A 16403-nucleotide genomic window follows, 5' to 3' on the forward strand; every position below is an offset into this window, starting at 1 on the left:
CCTACTAAAGACCCGAATTTGCCACACACTGTTATGGTCGAAAGAGAAGTCACCTTCCCCAACTCCAATTCCAAACCGTGCTTGCGAGTTTCCCAGCACACGGCTCCTGATGTAGATACCCTATTGTCAGTAGGAACAGGGCTACAACCCCCCGCTTTGTAACCTCAACTTTGGGAGCTAAATACAACACGTAGTCTTTAAACTCGCTTTCGTCATCAAACTCTTACTTGTCGCGGTTTCTATATCCACACCGTGACTAGTGGGCATATCCTAACCATTACAGTTAGGCATTGGCTTTCAGTCACATCCTTTCCCCTTAAAGGTATACGCTTACACTTTTCACTACTGTGCAGGTACATCCTGCCACTTGAGAGCCTAAAAGGGGTTTAAACGTTCCGTTTATACGGGCATTCCATCTTTAGACTTGTCCTATCCACCGGGGTACACTTTAAAGGTCTGTGTAGGTAGTGAGTTGAGACTCCTACTTTTCCCCTTACTCTTTTGAGCGCAGCGTGTCAACCTATTTCGCTACTTACTCATTACGGTGGTTCAAGTCGGAACATTCAGATTTCCTTAGTCATGGATGGTTGGCAGTGGTCGCATATGGTAGTAGGTTCTACTTCACGCCTTCCGTTCCCCGCTTCAATCTGACGGGTTATGATTCCTCAAACTGGGGGTGGCTACCGCCGTTACTCTCAACTTCGCGCTATAATAGGAGGCTCACAACTTCCTCCGTTCTAACGTTCTGTCTTGACCCTGAGTTCCCTGCCTTGCTTAGATTTCTCCAAGCGTCGGGACATATAAACAGTTATGGGATGGTCTAGGGATAAGAATGAGAGTGCGTCTCCCTATATTTCACCAAGGGGTGAAAGTCCTACTAAGAGGTTATTTCGGGCATTGCAGCCCTATTTCACTCCTAAACGTTTCGCACCAATCCCATTGAGTATAACGGCAAGACTGAAGAACCCGGGTTTGATTTTCTAGGATTCAACTTTAGGCAATATCCGGTAGGAAAATATAAATCTGGAAAAACTGGTGGAGCAGCAAGCCGATTAATCGGTCACAAAACTCACATTAAACCCAGCAATAAAGCAGTTAAAGCCCATACTGAAGTGATTAAGGGTGTAATAAAACAACATAAAACAGCACCCCAATCAGCCCTGATAAGCAAACTAAACCCAATAATAAAGGGATGGTCAAACTACTATTCAGGGGTTGTCTCAACAGAGACCTTTGTTAAGCTAGATTATCTAATCTGGCAAATGTTACGGGCATGGACAGTATCAAGATGCGGAAAGGCAAACCACGAAAAGCTAAGAAACTATTTCAGACATGGAACGATTAAACTTAGCAATGGGAAAGAAAGACATGAATCTTGGTTGTTCCAGACTAAAGATGGATGCCAACTATGGAAACATAATTGGACTCCGATTGTCAGACACACCCTGATACGCCCTGACGCAACACCATACGACGGAAATTGGACTTACTGGGCAACCAGACGAGGACAGGCAATTGAAACGCCAAATAGGGTAGCAAAACTACTCAAAAAGCAAAAAGGTAGGTGTACCTGGTGTGGACAGTATTTCGCGCCATCGGATTTAGTTGAAGTAGACCACATTGTACCTCGAAGCCTAGGCGGAAAGGATGAATACAAGAATCTTCAGTTATTACATCGCCACACCCGCGATGATAAGACGGCACTCGACAACGCCAACGCTGTATCCTTAACAATGGAGCAGTCAGATTAGGAGCCGTATGAGGTGAAAGTCTCAAGTACGGTTTTGTATGGGAGGGGGAGATGGCGACATCTCTCTCGACCCCTACTACCAAAAATCTGTCAATGCCTCAATAGTAACTAGGGTTAAGTCCACATAACTATCAGTATCCGTCCTTGCTAGTATTGGATCACACAGGGTCATAACAATTGTGGCATAAATCTTGACAATTATTTGTTTTGTGATATACAACTCCCATAGTACACCGAACAAATATAGCACCAGACAGGATAGTTAGGACGTATAATGGAGAGGACGAGATGACTAAGAAGACCAAAAATGCCAGCCCCCTATAGTTACGACCTCAGACAAAAAGTTATTGATGCAATTGAACTAGACGGTATGCCCAAAACAGAAGCCAGTCAAGTTTTCCATGTCAGCCGGAACACTATCAATCTCTGGCTGCAAAGAAAAGCACAGACCGGAGACTTCCTCCCTAAACCTAATCACCGACCTGGTCATAGCCACCAAATTACCGACTGGCACAAATTCCAGGCTTTTGCCCAAGAGCATGGCGACAAAACCTCCGCTCAAATGGCTCAACTTTGGGATGACGACATCTCTCCTCGCACCATATCCAGAGCCTTGAAGAAAATTGGCTTCACCAGAAAAAAAACTTACGGCTACCAAGAAGGTGATGAGCAACAGCGAGAGGCGTTTATTGCTCAGATTGAACATATGGAGCCGGAAGGGTTGGTTTACCTCGATGAAGCTGGCATGAATAGTCAAGACTCGGATTATCCTTATGGTTACTGTGAGCAAGGACAACGCTTCGTTGTCCTCAAATCCGGGAAGAGGCAGGGCAGGGTGAGCTATATGGCCGCATGGTGTTATCAACAACTCTTAGCCCCCGATCGCTTTGAGGGTTGTTGTAATCGGACAGTGTTTGAGTTGTGGTTGGAGTTCATCTCAATTCCAACACTGAAGCCAGGTCAGACTCTAGTGCTAGACAATGCAACGTTTCATAAAGGGGGACGGATTCCTGAGCTAGTGGAGGCGGCTCAATGCCGTTTGCTCTATCTACCACCTTATTCGCCAGACCTCAACAAGATAGAGAAATGTTGGTCGTGGTTGAAAGCCCGCATTCGCCATTGCACGTGAGCAGTTTGATTCTCTCGATGATGCCATGGATTCCGTTCTCCCAGCTATGTCCTAACCACCCTGACTAATGCTATAATTGTAAATGGATAAGTCCTAAAGACTGCGGCCACACCCTGCTTCAAAAGCTTTCTGGCTCTGGCCGGATGAGTGGGACTTAACGGTTGCCCCAATGTGTCAACCACAAAAACGTAATTTTGGTAATTTGGCATTTAAGCTATCTCCCAGATGGGGTAATGTTGGCCTCGGTCATGTTAAAGGGGCTTTTTACGTCTAGCTCACTCGATATTGCCAATCCACTCATCTCGTTCCTTAAAGATAGACGACAGAGCCACAGGCTGGCGTTCACCTGTGGGTGTCATCACCCCCTTAACGTAGGTCTAATCCTGGACCTGCATCGATCATCTCCTTTGAGGAGTAATTTCCGGCAGGAGCCGGAAATTACCGGATTTTATACAAGAGACACTTCTACACCACCAGCAATTCTCATTATGGAAATTTTGCCCCAGCTTATTGAGAATCATCTCAAGAGCGATCCTTGAAAGCCCCATTCTTTCGTTCAAGATTGGGCATCATCGGGCATTTTGGACAGGATGCGGGTCAAAATGAGAATTGCTGTCTACACCACCCCAGACATTGATTTTCCGTCAAATATGCTGTAAAATCTAGCAGGCTATGTGTTGAGCTTCTGCCTCTAACAAACTCAACAATCTTTGGTCGCCTCGTTCCCGGGCTGCTTTCTGTCTCCGTTCCAGAAGACGGCACAAATTAGCCGAATGTACTTTAGCTAATTCTTCAGGAGCGATCGCACAGGTATCCCCACTCGTCGCCGGGGGTGGCTCAGGTTTAGCATCACTTGTCGCTACAGCCACCATCATAGTGTTTTGGTCTCTAGGTTCACCCACAGAGTAGGAAACAGCCCTATATTTCAGGTTTCCGTGGGGTTGGGGGACAGGAATATGGCGAGGGTAATGGAAATGGCAATCTTGGCCCCTATATTTTCCACAAACCTCTGATTCTACCACATCCATTGGTTGAAATTCATGGTTATAGTTAACGCCGCGATAGGCTAGTTTCATATCTGTTTCTCCGAAAGGGTAATTTTTAAAGTCTACTTGGTTATTCTGTATTCATTGTTACATTTTTTCCGGGTGATCCCCAATATTTTACAAAACTTTACATCTTTCCCATAACAGTCCCAGCAACCATTCTACCTAGGCCACTCACTGAACCTTCCCCCCGGCTACCCCACACAACCTGATTCCGCCCCGATTATGTAAATTTTTGTTACAAAAGTTAAGAAATATTACAAAAAATTTTTTGAGGGGGTGGGTTGCATTAGGGGTTCACCCGTGCTATTCTTTGATATAATTGAAATATTTGCGGTTATTTGAAAATTAAATAAAATTTAATTATGAAATTTTTAAATTAAACGATACCATTAGTTCTTGGCAGTTGTCAACCACCGGCGGCAATTTGGCTGAACATTTTTGTAAAATTGACGAAAACATCAACTTTGTCCCCAAACATAAAGCTATAATGGTGGTAGACGGGTCAAAATGGGTCTGGGAATGTCAAAGTACCATCGAGATTAATCTTAGACCCCCATAAAAGGCGACAATCAAACCCTATAGAAACGAGATATAACTAAAGCTCATTTCCAAGGAAAGTCGAATTATGAATAACCACAGTATCAATGGTAAATCCCATTTTCCTAGTTTAGTGCCGACTATACCTATTACAGTAGGTTTACTGGTGGTAAGTGCCGCATTCTATCCCCAAGGGTTGGCTACAGCACAAGAACAACCAGGCTGTTTTGCTCGGACAAGATCAGGTCGGTTGATTAATCTGAATCAAATTTGTAATTTTCCCGAAGTTGTGACCCCCCCCGGTGGTACTGCTGTCCTTCCCAGTGCAGCCGCCGGAGTTTACCAAGCACCCATTATTCGGCGACACCAAGGCATCCCAGTCGTATTGGCTACTTTTAATGATAGCCAACCGTTTCCAATGATGATTGATACGGGGGCTAGTGGAACTGTGATCACGCCGCTGATGGCGGAGGTATTGGGTGTGGTTCGGACGGGGCGAGGTTTGGCGAATACCCCCAGCGAGCAAAATGTTGAATTTGACCTGGGTGAAATTATCTCTATTGAAGTTGGCGGCGCAATGGCTAGTAATTTGACAGTGGCGATCGCACCTGCTTTAGAAGTAGGATTGTTAGGGCAGGACTTTTTTGGTCAGTATGATGTGACTATTAGAGAAGATGTGATCGAGTTTCGGACGAGGGGATAATCCCTAAGCTGCCATTCCCACCCCCCCACCTACACCTACAGATTTTTGAGTGGGTAATAAAGAGCGATCGCACCATTTAAACCTAGTTGAACACATCGACTATCTTTAGATGCGGTTCAGGTCCTGGCTGTTACATCCGGGAAATCTCGCTAAACATTACCCTCACCCTAAATCAGAATCCCTGGGGGGGAGAGACCAGCGACAGGTAAGCCATGATTACTGCAAGGACGGCTATACCGAAATGACTCAAAAAATCCCTGAGCAAGTCGGCGATAAAATGACCGCAGAAATTCCTTTCCGGCGTTTTGGTGAACCATTAGATATCGCCGGGACTGTGGCTTTTTGAATGTCTCCTTTTCCTAGTAGTTATGTCAACACAGAGGTATTGCGCCGTCGTGGGATTTAATGGTTATTTCATTCCTTACCTACTGCTAAATTAGGGCGTTTTTATTAGTAAGATTTCCGTTTTTAAAAACCTCCACTATCACCCCCCTTACATTACGGAAAATAGTTAAGTTTTACTAATCATTCCGTGGAAATGGTTTTAATTTTCCCAAGTATGTTAAGAATTAATACATTTTTATTGATAATTTCTCGTAAACACTTGACGAGATTATAGGGGTTCTGCTATCATCATCTAAATCGCACCCAAGGCTTTACTATGTCTACACGCAAAAAAGTTGGCTGTAACCCCTATTTTATGGCAGTTAAAAATATTCTCTGGTCAAGTTTTTAATCTCACGAATCACGAGTTTTTCGCCTTTGTCCACTGCTCGAACTTGCCACCCCTTGACAAAATAACTTTTTTATGCTGATGGAGTTTTAAGTCTTTCCACCCCTCAGAGGAGTTAAAAGAGTTGTGGGGGGAGTCCGGGGAGGGTCAAGAAAAATGGGGTTATTGACCGCGACGTTCCTTTTCTCGGCGGCGGCGATCGCGCCAATCAGCAAAAGTCAAATAGGCGACACCACTCGTTACCAGAAGCAACAGAGCGATCGCCATGAGAAACAGAATATTAACCGTAGTAAACTCCATGAGTGCTGTATCTTCCCCTAAATGGCTGGCAGTTCATTCAAAATCGTAAACCGAACATGGTTAATCGCCAAATTCCCCAGAGAGACTTTTTCCTTATCGACAGGAAGCCCCTGGTTAGTCAGGCGTTGAAACTTCAGCCCCTTACCTATTTCTATATGATACCAAGCCAAGCCCATAAAAAACCGTAAAGGATAAGGTCCACTACCACCAGTATCATCAGGGTTAGACTCCATAGGAACCCAGCCAAAGCCAGGAATATAGAACTCCAGCCAAACATGATTATACTCTGGTTCTAGGGGAACGCCCCGGCGATCAGCAAAAGCCGGACATTTGTAGCGTCCCACCGTCCGACAGGGTATTTCATTTAGCCGTCCCAAAGCCAGCAATACCCCCACATACTCACCGCAGGACCCTATCCCCCGGTCTAGTACCACGTCTGGGGTTTCAATTTTAGCGGTAAGGCTGTAGTCAAGGCGATCGTAAACATAATTCCGAACATTCAATAATTTACGCAGAATATTAGTTTCTGTCCCCACGGCTTCCTCAGCCGCTTGTCGGACTACGGATGATTCCATGGCGAGGTTATCATTATCTACTAGATATTTATCCTTAAATTCCTGAGTTAATGGCGGGATTTTTTCCACGTCTAAGGGATGAATTTGATATTTAATTCCTCGAACTTCTAATAATGCTTTCCAGCCAAAAATTTGTCTTTCTGTGGAGTTGAGGGGTTTAAACTTAAAAACTGCCACCCTTTCTCCGGCTTCAATTTCCTCCGTAAAGGGTATACCAATATAGGAAATTTCCCGGACTTTTTGGCGGTCAGTTTCCGAGGGGAGGGCGATACGCCATTCTACATCTTCTAAGTAAATCTCTTCTAAAGGTTCGATTTCCTCTACATAAGACATCTCAATCAGATATCCGTTAGATGTAGCATATCTTTGGGACTCATTGTAGTGAAAATAGAGGGGATGAAGAAAAGTGCGATCGCGTTTAGCTAGTTGATATTGTTCATAGGAGTTCGGGTCATCTCGGATAAATAATTCATCTCCCGCATAGGCGACATATAGCACTTCTTCCCCGGTTTCTGGGTGAGTATAGAACCCTAATCCGGTGGGATTTTCAAAGGGAGTTAACACATTAAACTTAGTTTCTCCGGTACCACGTTCGAGACAATAAACGGTTTGTTCAAGGCGATCACATACCCACAATTCCTCATCTCGCACCGTCAAATTTTCGACCCCAATTCCGGGAGAATAAAACCGGGTAATTTCCCGACCGCTAGTGAGACTATAAACAAAGATGCATCCCCCCTGTTTAGAACTAATATAAAGGGTAGAGTTCCAGACCGCAATCCCATCAAGATTATAGGGGAGAGTTACCAAAGGTTCTGGGTTAATATGAGAGATACTATCACCGACAAAAGCCCCTCGACAAACATAAACCGTATCATAGCGAGTGAACCATAAATCCTCGGACCAAACCGCCAAACCCGTCACATCAGCAAACTCAGAAGTCTGATCAGGATTCACCACCGTAGCATTATCAGTTTCCGGGTCTATCCTCAGCAAAAACCCCCTCAAAGAATCGATCGCAAAACAACTTTTACCCACAAAAGTGATACCATAGAGTGAGGAAACCCCCATGGGTCTGATAGTTCTGTGCCGATAATTGCTAGTTGTTCCAACATTCGTTAAATTGATATTCATGCTAACTTTGACACTCCCACTTTCCAAATACAACAATTTTTCACAGTCAATTACGGAAACATTGGATACAATTTAGCTATCTTGATAACCTGTATGTTAACGAGTTTTTGAGTTGAATCCTATGGTTAAGACAACCCCTGTGATTTTATGGACAACTGTGTTGGGTGCGCTGTGTACCCAAACCATTGTCTGGGGTAGCCTAGTCCGACCCGCTATAGCCTACCCATCAAACAGAGATGTGATCATTCAAAATCAACCATCTCCATGGTTAATAGCCTTCGACCCACCCCAGCGGGGGGTTCCCGGAAGACGGGAAGGAGGAGGAACCAGAGGGACACAATGTGCTGACTATGCAAGCCTCATCAGTCTAATTCCCGTTTCCACCATGGGTTTAACCGCCCATGAGAAACCCCAATTGTTTTTTTATCTCCCGGTAGTTAGTGGGGATACCCCCATTGAGTTACTTGTGACTAAGTTACCAGATTCAGAGTCTCCCGAAACAGAAGAAATAGTGATTTATAGCACCCAATTTCAACTGGATATGGAAAATCCTGGCATTGTGGGCATAGATTTGGGGGCTCTCGACGGCTTTCCGGGTTTGGAAGTGAATCAATATTATCACTGGTACCTGACAATTTTATGTGATCCGGTTAATCAATCGGTGAACCAAATCGTGGATGGTTGGATCAAAAGGATCGACTTAGACTCAGATCAGATTCAGAAATTGGAAGGACTCAATGGAAGCGATCGCCTAGAATTCTACAAAGAAAAGACCCTGTGGTACGATATGGTCGCCGCCTTTTCCGAATTACTTTCAGATCATCAAAGGGATATTCAAATCCAGCAGGCTTGGCTAGAATTATTGAGATCGGAAAATCTCGAGCAAGTAGGTAGTAATCGGGTGCGCTTGTATGAACAACCCTTTGTTCCGGGTAGGGAGGAGTTCCGCAATTAACTTCGTTATTACTTAAAGTATCCCCATAAACCCGCCTGTAAATCAAGTCAGCGAGAAATTAACCTGCTGGTAGTGCCACTAGCTGGGGCTAAACTTGAAGCCCTCCATAATCCCTATGAGTTTACATATTTCATTGATAGGTTGTCAAATGACTACCCTGTGGTTGATTCTATTTTACCCCCTTGTTCCAGCCCAGGCTTTATTTTCCCCTAATTGTGATTCCGCAGACTGTTTAGGACTTTCCCAAAGTTTCCCCCTACCCCCCCAAAGTGACCCTAACCGCGATCGCTTTTTGCAACCTCTCCCCCGACCTCCCCAAAGACCACCCAACGGCGAACCAGAAATAGAAACACCACCCCCACCTTCCCCGTCAATTCCCGGTGATGATACTCCCGTAGCGATTAGTCAAATTCAAATAATTGGCAGTAGTATTCTATCAACTGAGGAAATTAATGCGATCGCCTCTACCGTATCAAACCAGACCATCACCCTCAACCAACTGCAAAATATAGCCGATCAGATTACAGAAATCTATCTCAGACGGGGTTATATGACTTCCCGGGCTGTAGTTCCCCAACAGACTATCACAGATGGTGTCGTGCAAATTCTCGTGATAGAGGGAAGTTTAGAAAAAATCGAGGTCGAAGGAACCCGCCGCCTTAATCCCAACTACATTATCAGTCGGGTGAATTTGGGCGCGCAAACTCCCCTAAATACCCTACAACTCGAAAATCAACTGCGACTATTGCGGGTTAATCCCCTCTTTGAGTCTGTAGAAGCTAGTCTGCGTCCAGGAGGCGAGGAAGGACAGAGTATTTTAGTAGTCCGAGTCACAGAAGCTAATCCCATACAGCTTAGTTTTAGCTTAGATAACTATTCCCCCCCCAGTATTGGTAGTCAACGTTTGGGGGTTAATTTTAGTCATATGAACCTCACGGGAAGGGGTGATTTCCTCTTGGTTTCCTATAAAACTACTCGCCTAATTACTGAGGGGGAGTCGGATATCTTCGATTTTCTCTACTCTATCCCCATCAATGCCATGAATGGTACGATTCAACTGCGGATTCCTCCTTATCGCAATCGGGTGATTACCGAAGAGTTTGCAGACCTGAATATTCAGGGAAACTCTCAGCTTTACGAAATTAGCTATCGTCAGCCTTTGCGGAGGACTCCCTCGGAAGAGTTTGCTTTATCTGCGGGGTTGAGTTATCAGGAAAGTCAAACTTTGGTGGATAATCAGGGGTTGCGCTTTGGCTTTGGTCCAGATGATGATGGTAAGACCCGTCTGGTGGTTCTCAAGTTGGGACAAGACTATATAAGACGCGATCGCCTGGGAGTTTGGGCTTTGCGATCGCAGTTTAGTTTGGGCTTGGGGATATTAAATGCTACCAATACCGAATTTTTGCCCAATAGCGATTTTGTCAGTTGGCTAGGACAGATACAACGGCTACAGCTATGGCGTGACAATCACCTTTTGATTATCCAGGGAGATATACAGTTAGCTGCTGACCCCCTATTTCCTTCTCAACAGTTTGTTATCGGTGGGGCTCAGTCTTTGCGTGGCTACCGTCAGAATGTCCGCGCCGGGGATAATGGCTTTCGATTCTCTATTGAGGACAGAATTACCCTTAAACGCGATCGCTTGAATTTACCTACTTTACAGTTAGCACCTTTTCTCGATATGGGCAAGGTCTGGAATCATCCCAACAACCCTAATCGTTTACCCACTCAGACATTTTTGGTGGGAGGTGGTCTGGGGTTACTATGGGAACCTATCCCTAATCTGAATATCCGTTTAGATTATGGTTTACCACTGATACAACTTCGCGATCGTGACAACAATCTTCAGGATCATGGCATCTACTTCAATGTGCTTTATACCCTTAACTAGGTGCAGGTTATTCTGCCGTCTCACGCAAACGCCAAAAATTAATAACTTTTTACAAAATGGTGCGTCAGCTTATTTATCCGTTTCCCCTCCCAGATAGATGATTTAGGGGTCTGACGCACCCTACAACGGGTCTATTCGGTGCGTCAGCTTATTTATCCGTTTCCCCTCCCAGATAGATGATTTAGGGGTCTGACGCACCCTACAACGGGTCTATTCGGTGCGTCAGCTTATTTATCCGTTTCCCCTCCCAGATAGATGATTTAGGGGTCTGACGCACCCTACAACGGGTCTATTCGGTGCGTCAGCTTATTTATCCGTGTCCCCTCCCAGATAGATGATTTAGGGGTCTGACGCACCCTACAACGGGTCTATTCGGTGCGTCAGCTTATTTATCCGTTTCCCCTCCCAGATAGATGATTTAGGGGTCTGACGCACCCTACAACGGGTCTATTCGGTGCGTCAGCTTATTTATCCGTTTCCCCTCCCAGATAGATGATTCAGGGGTCTGACGCACCCTACAACGGGTCTATTCGGTGCGTCAGCTTATTTATGTGTCCCCTCCCAGATAGATGATTCAGGGGTCTGACGCACCCTACAACGGGTCTATTCGGTGCGTCAGCTTATTTATGTGTCCCCTCCCAGATAGATGATTTAGGGGTCTGACGCACCCTACAACGGGTCTATTCGGTGCGTCAGCTTATTTATCCGTTTCCCCTCCCAGATGATGATTCAGGGGTCTGACGCACCCTACAACGGGTCTATTCGGTGCGTCAGCTTATTTATCCGTTTCCCCTCCCAGATAGATGATTTAGGGGTCTGACGCACCCTACAACGGGTCTATTCGGTGCGTCAGCTTATTTATCCGTTTCCCCTCCCAGATAGATGATTTAGGGGTCTGACGCACCCTACAACGGGTCTATTCGGTGCGTCAGCTTATTTATCCGTTTCCCCTCCCAGATAGATGATTCAGGGGTCTGACGCACCCTACAACGGGTCTATTCGGTGCGTCAGCTTATTTATGTGTCCCCTCCCAGATAGATGATTTAGGGGTCTGACGCACCCTACAACGGGTCTATTCGGTGCGTCAGCTTATTTATCCGTTTCCCCTCCCAGATGATGATTCAGGGGTCTGACGCACCCTACAACGGGTCTATTCGGTGCGTCAGCTTATTTATCCGTTTCCCCTCCCAGATAGATGATTCAGGGGTCTGACGCACCCTACAACGGGTCTATTCGGTGCGTCAGCTTATTTATCCGTTTCCCCTCCCAGATAGATGATTTAGGGGTCTACGCACCCTACTAATTTGTGTATTGTAACTCTTTTACTCTAAAAAAGGCACAAATTATCATAAAACTTGATAAATTTACTTGAGCTGTTATGAGAGACCATGAGATATTTATATATCCTTGATAAACTAAAATGCTTTATTTTCCGACTAAATATAAATTTATAGCCCCTTTCCATTTGCGGAAAATTCATCAATAATGGCAATCAAGAGGGACAGCGATGTTATGGGGTAAGACAAAAACCGTACTACCTGAAATAGCGATCGCCACCCCAACAAAAGCAAAGATAAAAAACTTGGGATGCTGAGTTAGTCCTAACTACTCAGCCCCCCCATGATTGAAAAAGTATGCCCCAGGAGAAAAAATCGTGAAACTCGCAGTATATGGAAAAGGTGGAATTGGCAAATCAACAACCAGTTGCAATATTTCCGTGGCCCTAGCCAAACGGGGTAAAAAAGTCCTGCAAATTGGCTGCGATCCCAAACACGACAGCACATTTACCCTCACAGGGTTCCTAATTCCTACTATTATTGATACCTTGCAGGAAAAAGACTATCACTATGAGGATATATGGCCCGAAGATGTCATCTATAAAGGCTATGGCGGCGTTGATTGCGTAGAAGCAGGCGGTCCCCCGGCTGGTGCTGGTTGTGGTGGCTATGTGGTCGGAGAAACCGTTAAACTTCTCAAAGAACTAAATGCCTTTGATGAATACGATGTCATCCTGTTTGATGTTCTTGGGGACGTGGTTTGTGGTGGTTTCGCCGCCCCCCTCAATTATGCTGACTATTGCATGATTGTCACCGATAATGGCTTTGATGCCTTATTTGCAGCTAATCGCATCTCCGCTTCTGTGCGGGAAAAATCTCGGACTCACCCCCTACGGTTAGCGGGTTTGATTGGGAACCGGACCTCTAAGCGCGATCTGATTGATAAATATGTCGAGTCGGTCCCTATGCCAGTTTTGGAAGTATTGCCGCTAATTGAAGATATCCGGGTATCTCGGGTTAAGGGGAAAACCCTGTTTGAGATGGCGGAAACTGACCCATCTCTAAGTTATGTCTGCGATTACTATCTTAATATTGCTGATCAAATCCTGTCTCAGCCGGAGGGTGTAGTTCCCAAAGATGCGCCAGATAGGGAATTGTTCTCTCTTCTGTCTGATTTTTACCTCAATCCAACCAAGCCTTCTGTTCAAACTCAGGAAGATGAGCTAGACCTGATGATGGTTTAATAAGTCTAGCTACTCAGGATAAGGAATAAGAGGTTATGGCTTTCTTCCAGGAGTTTACTACTACCCTGAAACAAAAGTGGTTAGACTACTATCAGGCTAATCGTGAATGGTTGGTTTTACAAATGGACATTAGTTCCATTGACACCCCGGATGGAGGTAGAAGGCCATCCTCAGCCATGATTTTGGGGACTATCAACGCCCTCGACCCAGAAGCGGCTCTGTTGATGTTCCCCTTTTCCAAACTTAATCCTGATCCAGAAAAGTTGATTGAGGTTCTGGGTTTACATTTTGACCCAGAGCATGAGCTGGCCAGGATTTCTGGTTCTTTACCTGATCAGCCTCCGGTTGCTCAAGAACCTGTAAAGGCTGCGCCGGGATACCATCCTCCCCGAGAGCTAACACTTGAACCAGAGCCAGAGGAAGATTTAGGTCTCGGTGATGCTGAGGAAGAATTAGCTACCGATGACTTAGGTTTAGACCTCGGTGATGATGCTACCGATGACTTAGCTACCGATGACATGGATTTAGGTCTCGGTGATGATGCTACCGATGACTTAGCTACCGATGACATGGATTTAGGTCTCGGTGATGATGCTACCGATGACTTAGCTACCGATGACATGGATTTAGGTCTCGGTGATGATGCTACCGATGACTTAGCTACCGATGACATGGATTTAGGTCTCGATGATGCTACCGATGACTTAGCTACCGATGACATGGATTTAGGTCTCGGTGATGATGCTACCGATGACTTAGCTACCGATGATATGGATTTAGGTCTCGGTGATGATGCTACCGATGACTTAGCCACCGACGACATGGATTTAGGTCTCGGTGATGATGCTACCGATGACTTAGCTACCGATGACATGGATTTAGGTTTAGACCTAGATGATGCTGGGGATGACTTAGCCACCGATGACATGGATTTAGGTCTCGATGATGCTACCGATGACTTAGCTACCGATGACATGGATTTAGGTTTAGACCTAGATGATGCTGGGGATGACTTAGCCACCGATGACATGGATTTAGGTCTCGATGATGCTACCGATGACTTAGCTACCGATGACATGGATTTAGGTTTAGACCTAGATGATGCTGGGGATGACTTAGCCACCGATGACATGGATTTAGGTTTAGACCTAGATGATGCTGGGGATGATCTAGCTACGGATGATTTAGATTTAGAGGAAAGTAATCCATTTAAAGATGATTCCTCAGATGATATCGGAGAGCTAGATCTTAGCCTAGATGGAGATGATGATTTAGGAGACTTTGGTAGTTCCTCTGATGATGATTTAGATATAGGAGACTTGAATGATGACGACAGCGATTTAGGCGATTTAGGAGACTTAGGAGACTTAGGAGATTTAGAGGAAATCAGTTTAGAAGAGCTAGGAGAGGTAACGACTGGAGATACAGATAAGTTTGATTTAGATCTGGACAGCCTGACCGAATCAAATGATGATGATATCTCAATATCAGACTTTAAATAAGTCAATCATTCCTTAACATCTAACAGGCTGGTGTACTCATTATGATTTTGGAAGTTAGTAGCCAAAGTCAACCGTTGATCATGTCTAAATTTCTGCCAGGTTGTCATCTCATAAATAGCTGGGTGTCAACAGCTTAAAAAGTGACACTAAAACTGGCTTAATTATAAGGAGAAATATATGACTGTTGCTCAACCTGAAGCACTTACCTTTGAATGTGAAACTGGTAATTATCACACTTTTTGTCCGATTAGTTGTGTGGCGTGGTTGTACCAGAAAATTGAAGATAGTTTCTTTTTAGTAATTGGTACAAAAACCTGCGGCTATTTCTTACAAAATGCGATGGGGGTGATGATTTTTGCAGAACCTCGTTATGCAATGGCTGAGTTAGAAGAGGGTGATATTTCGGCTCAACTTAATGATTATGATGAATTAAAACGACTGTGTTTGCAAATTAAACGCGATCGCAATCCTAGTGTAATTGTATGGATCGGAACCTGTACTACTGAAATCATTAAAATGGATTTGGAGGGGTTGGCTCCTAAATTAGAGGGTGAAATTGGAATTCCTATTGTGGTGGCGAGAGCAAATGGTTTAGATTATGCTTTTACCCAGGGAGAAGATACGGTTCTAGCGGCGATGGCTAATCGCTGTCCGAAAGAACCTGAAAAAGATGCGACTACGGCGACTTCAGGCGATCGCAATGCGATTCAGAAATTGCTGAGTTTTGGTAAAAAAAATGAGGATGTCACTAAGGAAGAGTCAGAATATGTAGACCATCCCCCGTTAGTGTTATTTGGTTCCCTCCCAGACCCGGTAGTAACTAATCTGAGTTTGGAGTTGAAAAAACAGGGGATTAAGGTATCTGGATGGCTTCCAGCGAAGCGTTATACGGAACTTCCGGTTTTAGAAGAGGGTTATTATGTATCGGGGGTAAATCCGTTTCTCTCGCGCACCGCAACTACTTTAATGCGTCGTCGTAAGTGTAAACTGATTGGCGCACCGTTCCCCATTGGACCTGATGGAACACGAGCTTGGATTGAAAAAATTTGCTCTGTATTCGGTATTGAACCCCAGGGATTAGATGAACGAGAAGCTCAAATTTGGGCGAATTTAGAGGATTATCTTGAGTTAATCCGGGGTAAGTCGGTGTTCTTTATGGGGGATAATTTGTTAGAAATTTCCCTAGCACGTTTCTTGATTCGCTGTGGGATGACTTGCGCGGAAATTGGCATTCCTTATATGGATAAGCGCTACCAAAAGGCGGAGTTAGACTTACTGGAAAAAACTTGTCATGAAATGGGGGTTCCGGCTCCGAAAATTATGGAAAAGCCGGATAATTATAATCAGATTCAACGGATTTATGAACTTCAGCCGGATCTGGTAATTACGGGTATGGCTCATGCGAATCCTTTGGAGGCGCGGGGTATTAATACTAAGTGGTCGGTTGAGTTTACTTTTGCTCAAATTCATGGGTTTACTAATGCTCGTGATATTCTGGAGTTGGTGACTCGTCCCCTCCGTCGTAACCATAACCTGAAAGATTTGGGTTGGAGTAATTTGGTGAAGGAGGCTAAGGTTTAATCAATTACTGTTGATGGAAAGGAGAGCGATCGCTTTAGGTCGC

General features: G+C 44.9%; 13 protein-coding genes and 1 pseudogene. 10 read left to right on the top strand and 4 right to left on the bottom strand.

What is annotated here, in order from left to right; genetic code table 11:
- Positions 1-33: 33 nt before the first annotated feature.
- The 3 genes and pseudogenes from N39L_RS24450 (at position 34) to N39L_RS24460 (ending at position 2934) form a co-directional block, all read left to right on the top strand.
- Complete coding sequence (locus N39L_RS24450) at positions 34-162, top strand: lysine N(6)-hydroxylase/L-ornithine N(5)-oxygenase family protein (RefSeq protein WP_162097047.1); 129 nt, start codon at positions 34-36, stop codon at positions 160-162.
- 770 nt (positions 163-932) lie between these two features.
- A pseudogene (locus N39L_RS24455) lies at positions 933-1751 on the top strand (HNH endonuclease); the annotation flags it as partial.
- Positions 1752-2057: 306 nt separating this feature from the next.
- A protein-coding gene (locus N39L_RS24460) for an IS630 family transposase (protein ID WP_286131461.1) occupies positions 2058-2934 on the top strand; the annotation gives its coding sequence in 2 pieces (ribosomal slippage) (positions 2058-2870 and positions 2872-2934; 876 coding nt in all).
- On the opposite strand, the gene N39L_RS24465 is transcribed toward N39L_RS24460, so the two are convergent.
- Together N39L_RS24465 and N39L_RS24470 are read right to left on the bottom strand one after the other, a co-directional pair.
- Entirely contained in the window at positions 2924-3088 is a 165-nt protein-coding gene (locus N39L_RS24465) for an RRXRR domain-containing protein (protein ID WP_014276648.1), read from the bottom strand. The two genes, N39L_RS24460 and N39L_RS24465, sit on opposite strands and share 11 nt — an antisense overlap.
- A gap of 453 nt (positions 3089-3541) precedes the next feature.
- Complete coding sequence (locus N39L_RS24470; protein WP_006616915.1) at positions 3542-3955, bottom strand: DUF4278 domain-containing protein; 414 nt, start codon at positions 3953-3955, stop codon at positions 3542-3544.
- A 598-nt stretch (positions 3956-4553) separates the two neighbouring features.
- Here N39L_RS24470 and N39L_RS24475 point away from each other — a divergent pair.
- Together N39L_RS24475 and N39L_RS24480 are read left to right on the top strand one after the other, a co-directional pair.
- Positions 4554-5168 (top strand): retropepsin-like aspartic protease family protein, encoded by a 615-nt coding sequence (locus N39L_RS24475; RefSeq protein WP_006616914.1) that lies wholly within the window; start codon positions 4554-4556, stop codon positions 5166-5168.
- A 109-nt stretch (positions 5169-5277) separates the two neighbouring features.
- Complete coding sequence (locus N39L_RS24480; protein WP_014276649.1) at positions 5278-5514, top strand: hypothetical protein; 237 nt, start codon at positions 5278-5280, stop codon at positions 5512-5514.
- A 549-nt stretch (positions 5515-6063) separates the two neighbouring features.
- Here N39L_RS24480 and N39L_RS24485 read toward each other — a convergent pair.
- Together N39L_RS24485 and N39L_RS24490 are read right to left on the bottom strand one after the other, a co-directional pair.
- Complete coding sequence (locus N39L_RS24485; protein WP_006616912.1) at positions 6064-6201, bottom strand: hypothetical protein; 138 nt, start codon at positions 6199-6201, stop codon at positions 6064-6066.
- A gap of 17 nt (positions 6202-6218) precedes the next feature.
- Complete coding sequence (locus N39L_RS24490; protein WP_006616911.1) at positions 6219-7910, bottom strand: transglutaminase-like domain-containing protein; 1692 nt, start codon at positions 7908-7910, stop codon at positions 6219-6221.
- A 121-nt stretch (positions 7911-8031) separates the two neighbouring features.
- Between N39L_RS24490 and N39L_RS24495 the strand changes: the two genes are divergently transcribed.
- The 5 genes from N39L_RS24495 to N39L_RS24515 all read left to right on the top strand — a co-directional run bounded on the left by N39L_RS24495 (position 8032) and on the right by N39L_RS24515 (position 16360).
- Positions 8032-8865 (top strand): DUF928 domain-containing protein, encoded by an 834-nt coding sequence (locus N39L_RS24495; protein ID WP_006616910.1) that lies wholly within the window; start codon positions 8032-8034, stop codon positions 8863-8865.
- A 148-nt stretch (positions 8866-9013) separates the two neighbouring features.
- Positions 9014-10756, top strand: a complete 1743-nt coding sequence (locus N39L_RS24500) for a ShlB/FhaC/HecB family hemolysin secretion/activation protein (protein WP_006616909.1) — start codon at positions 9014-9016, stop codon at positions 10754-10756.
- A 1654-nt stretch (positions 10757-12410) separates the two neighbouring features.
- Positions 12411-13277, top strand: coding sequence for a ferredoxin:protochlorophyllide reductase (ATP-dependent) iron-sulfur ATP-binding protein (bchL, locus tag N39L_RS24505; protein WP_006616040.1), 867 nt, complete (start codon positions 12411-12413; stop codon positions 13275-13277).
- 35 nt (positions 13278-13312) lie between these two features.
- Entirely contained in the window at positions 13313-14779 is a 1467-nt protein-coding gene (locus N39L_RS24510) for a DUF5331 domain-containing protein (RefSeq protein WP_014276650.1), read from the top strand.
- Between the two features lie 177 nt (positions 14780-14956).
- On the top strand, positions 14957-16360 hold the full coding sequence (locus N39L_RS24515) for a ferredoxin:protochlorophyllide reductase (ATP-dependent) subunit N (RefSeq protein WP_006620199.1): 1404 nt from the start codon (positions 14957-14959) through the stop codon (positions 16358-16360).
- Positions 16361-16403 lie beyond the last annotated feature (43 nt).

Source organism: Limnospira platensis NIES-39, assembly GCF_026000695.1.
Taxonomy (GTDB): domain Bacteria; phylum Cyanobacteriota; class Cyanobacteriia; order Cyanobacteriales; family Microcoleaceae; genus Limnospira; species Limnospira platensis.

What these genes read in the sequence shown, in the direction of transcription:
- N39L_RS24510 (WP_014276650.1), top strand. Translation starts at nt 13,313, where the DNA reads ATGGCTTTCTTCCAGGAGTTTACTACTACCCTGAAACAAAAGTGGTTA.
- N39L_RS24495 (WP_006616910.1), top strand. Translation starts at nt 8,032, where the DNA reads ATGGTTAAGACAACCCCTGTGATTTTATGGACAACTGTGTTGGGTGCG.
- N39L_RS24485 (WP_006616912.1), bottom strand. Translation starts at nt 6,201, where the DNA reads ATGGAGTTTACTACGGTTAATATTCTGTTTCTCATGGCGATCGCTCTG.
- N39L_RS24490 (WP_006616911.1), bottom strand. Translation starts at nt 7,910, where the DNA reads ATGAATATCAATTTAACGAATGTTGGAACAACTAGCAATTATCGGCAC.
- N39L_RS24470 (WP_006616915.1), bottom strand. Translation starts at nt 3,955, where the DNA reads ATGAAACTAGCCTATCGCGGCGTTAACTATAACCATGAATTTCAACCA.
- N39L_RS24465 (WP_014276648.1), bottom strand. Translation starts at nt 3,088, where the DNA reads ATGCCAAATTACCAAAATTACGTTTTTGTGGTTGACACATTGGGGCAA.
- N39L_RS24450 (WP_162097047.1), top strand. Translation starts at nt 34, where the DNA reads ATGGTCGAAAGAGAAGTCACCTTCCCCAACTCCAATTCCAAACCGTGC.
- N39L_RS24475 (WP_006616914.1), top strand. Translation starts at nt 4,554, where the DNA reads ATGAATAACCACAGTATCAATGGTAAATCCCATTTTCCTAGTTTAGTG.
- N39L_RS24515 (WP_006620199.1), top strand. Translation starts at nt 14,957, where the DNA reads ATGACTGTTGCTCAACCTGAAGCACTTACCTTTGAATGTGAAACTGGT.
- N39L_RS24480 (WP_014276649.1), top strand. Translation starts at nt 5,278, where the DNA reads ATGCGGTTCAGGTCCTGGCTGTTACATCCGGGAAATCTCGCTAAACAT.
- N39L_RS24500 (WP_006616909.1), top strand. Translation starts at nt 9,014, where the DNA reads ATGACTACCCTGTGGTTGATTCTATTTTACCCCCTTGTTCCAGCCCAG.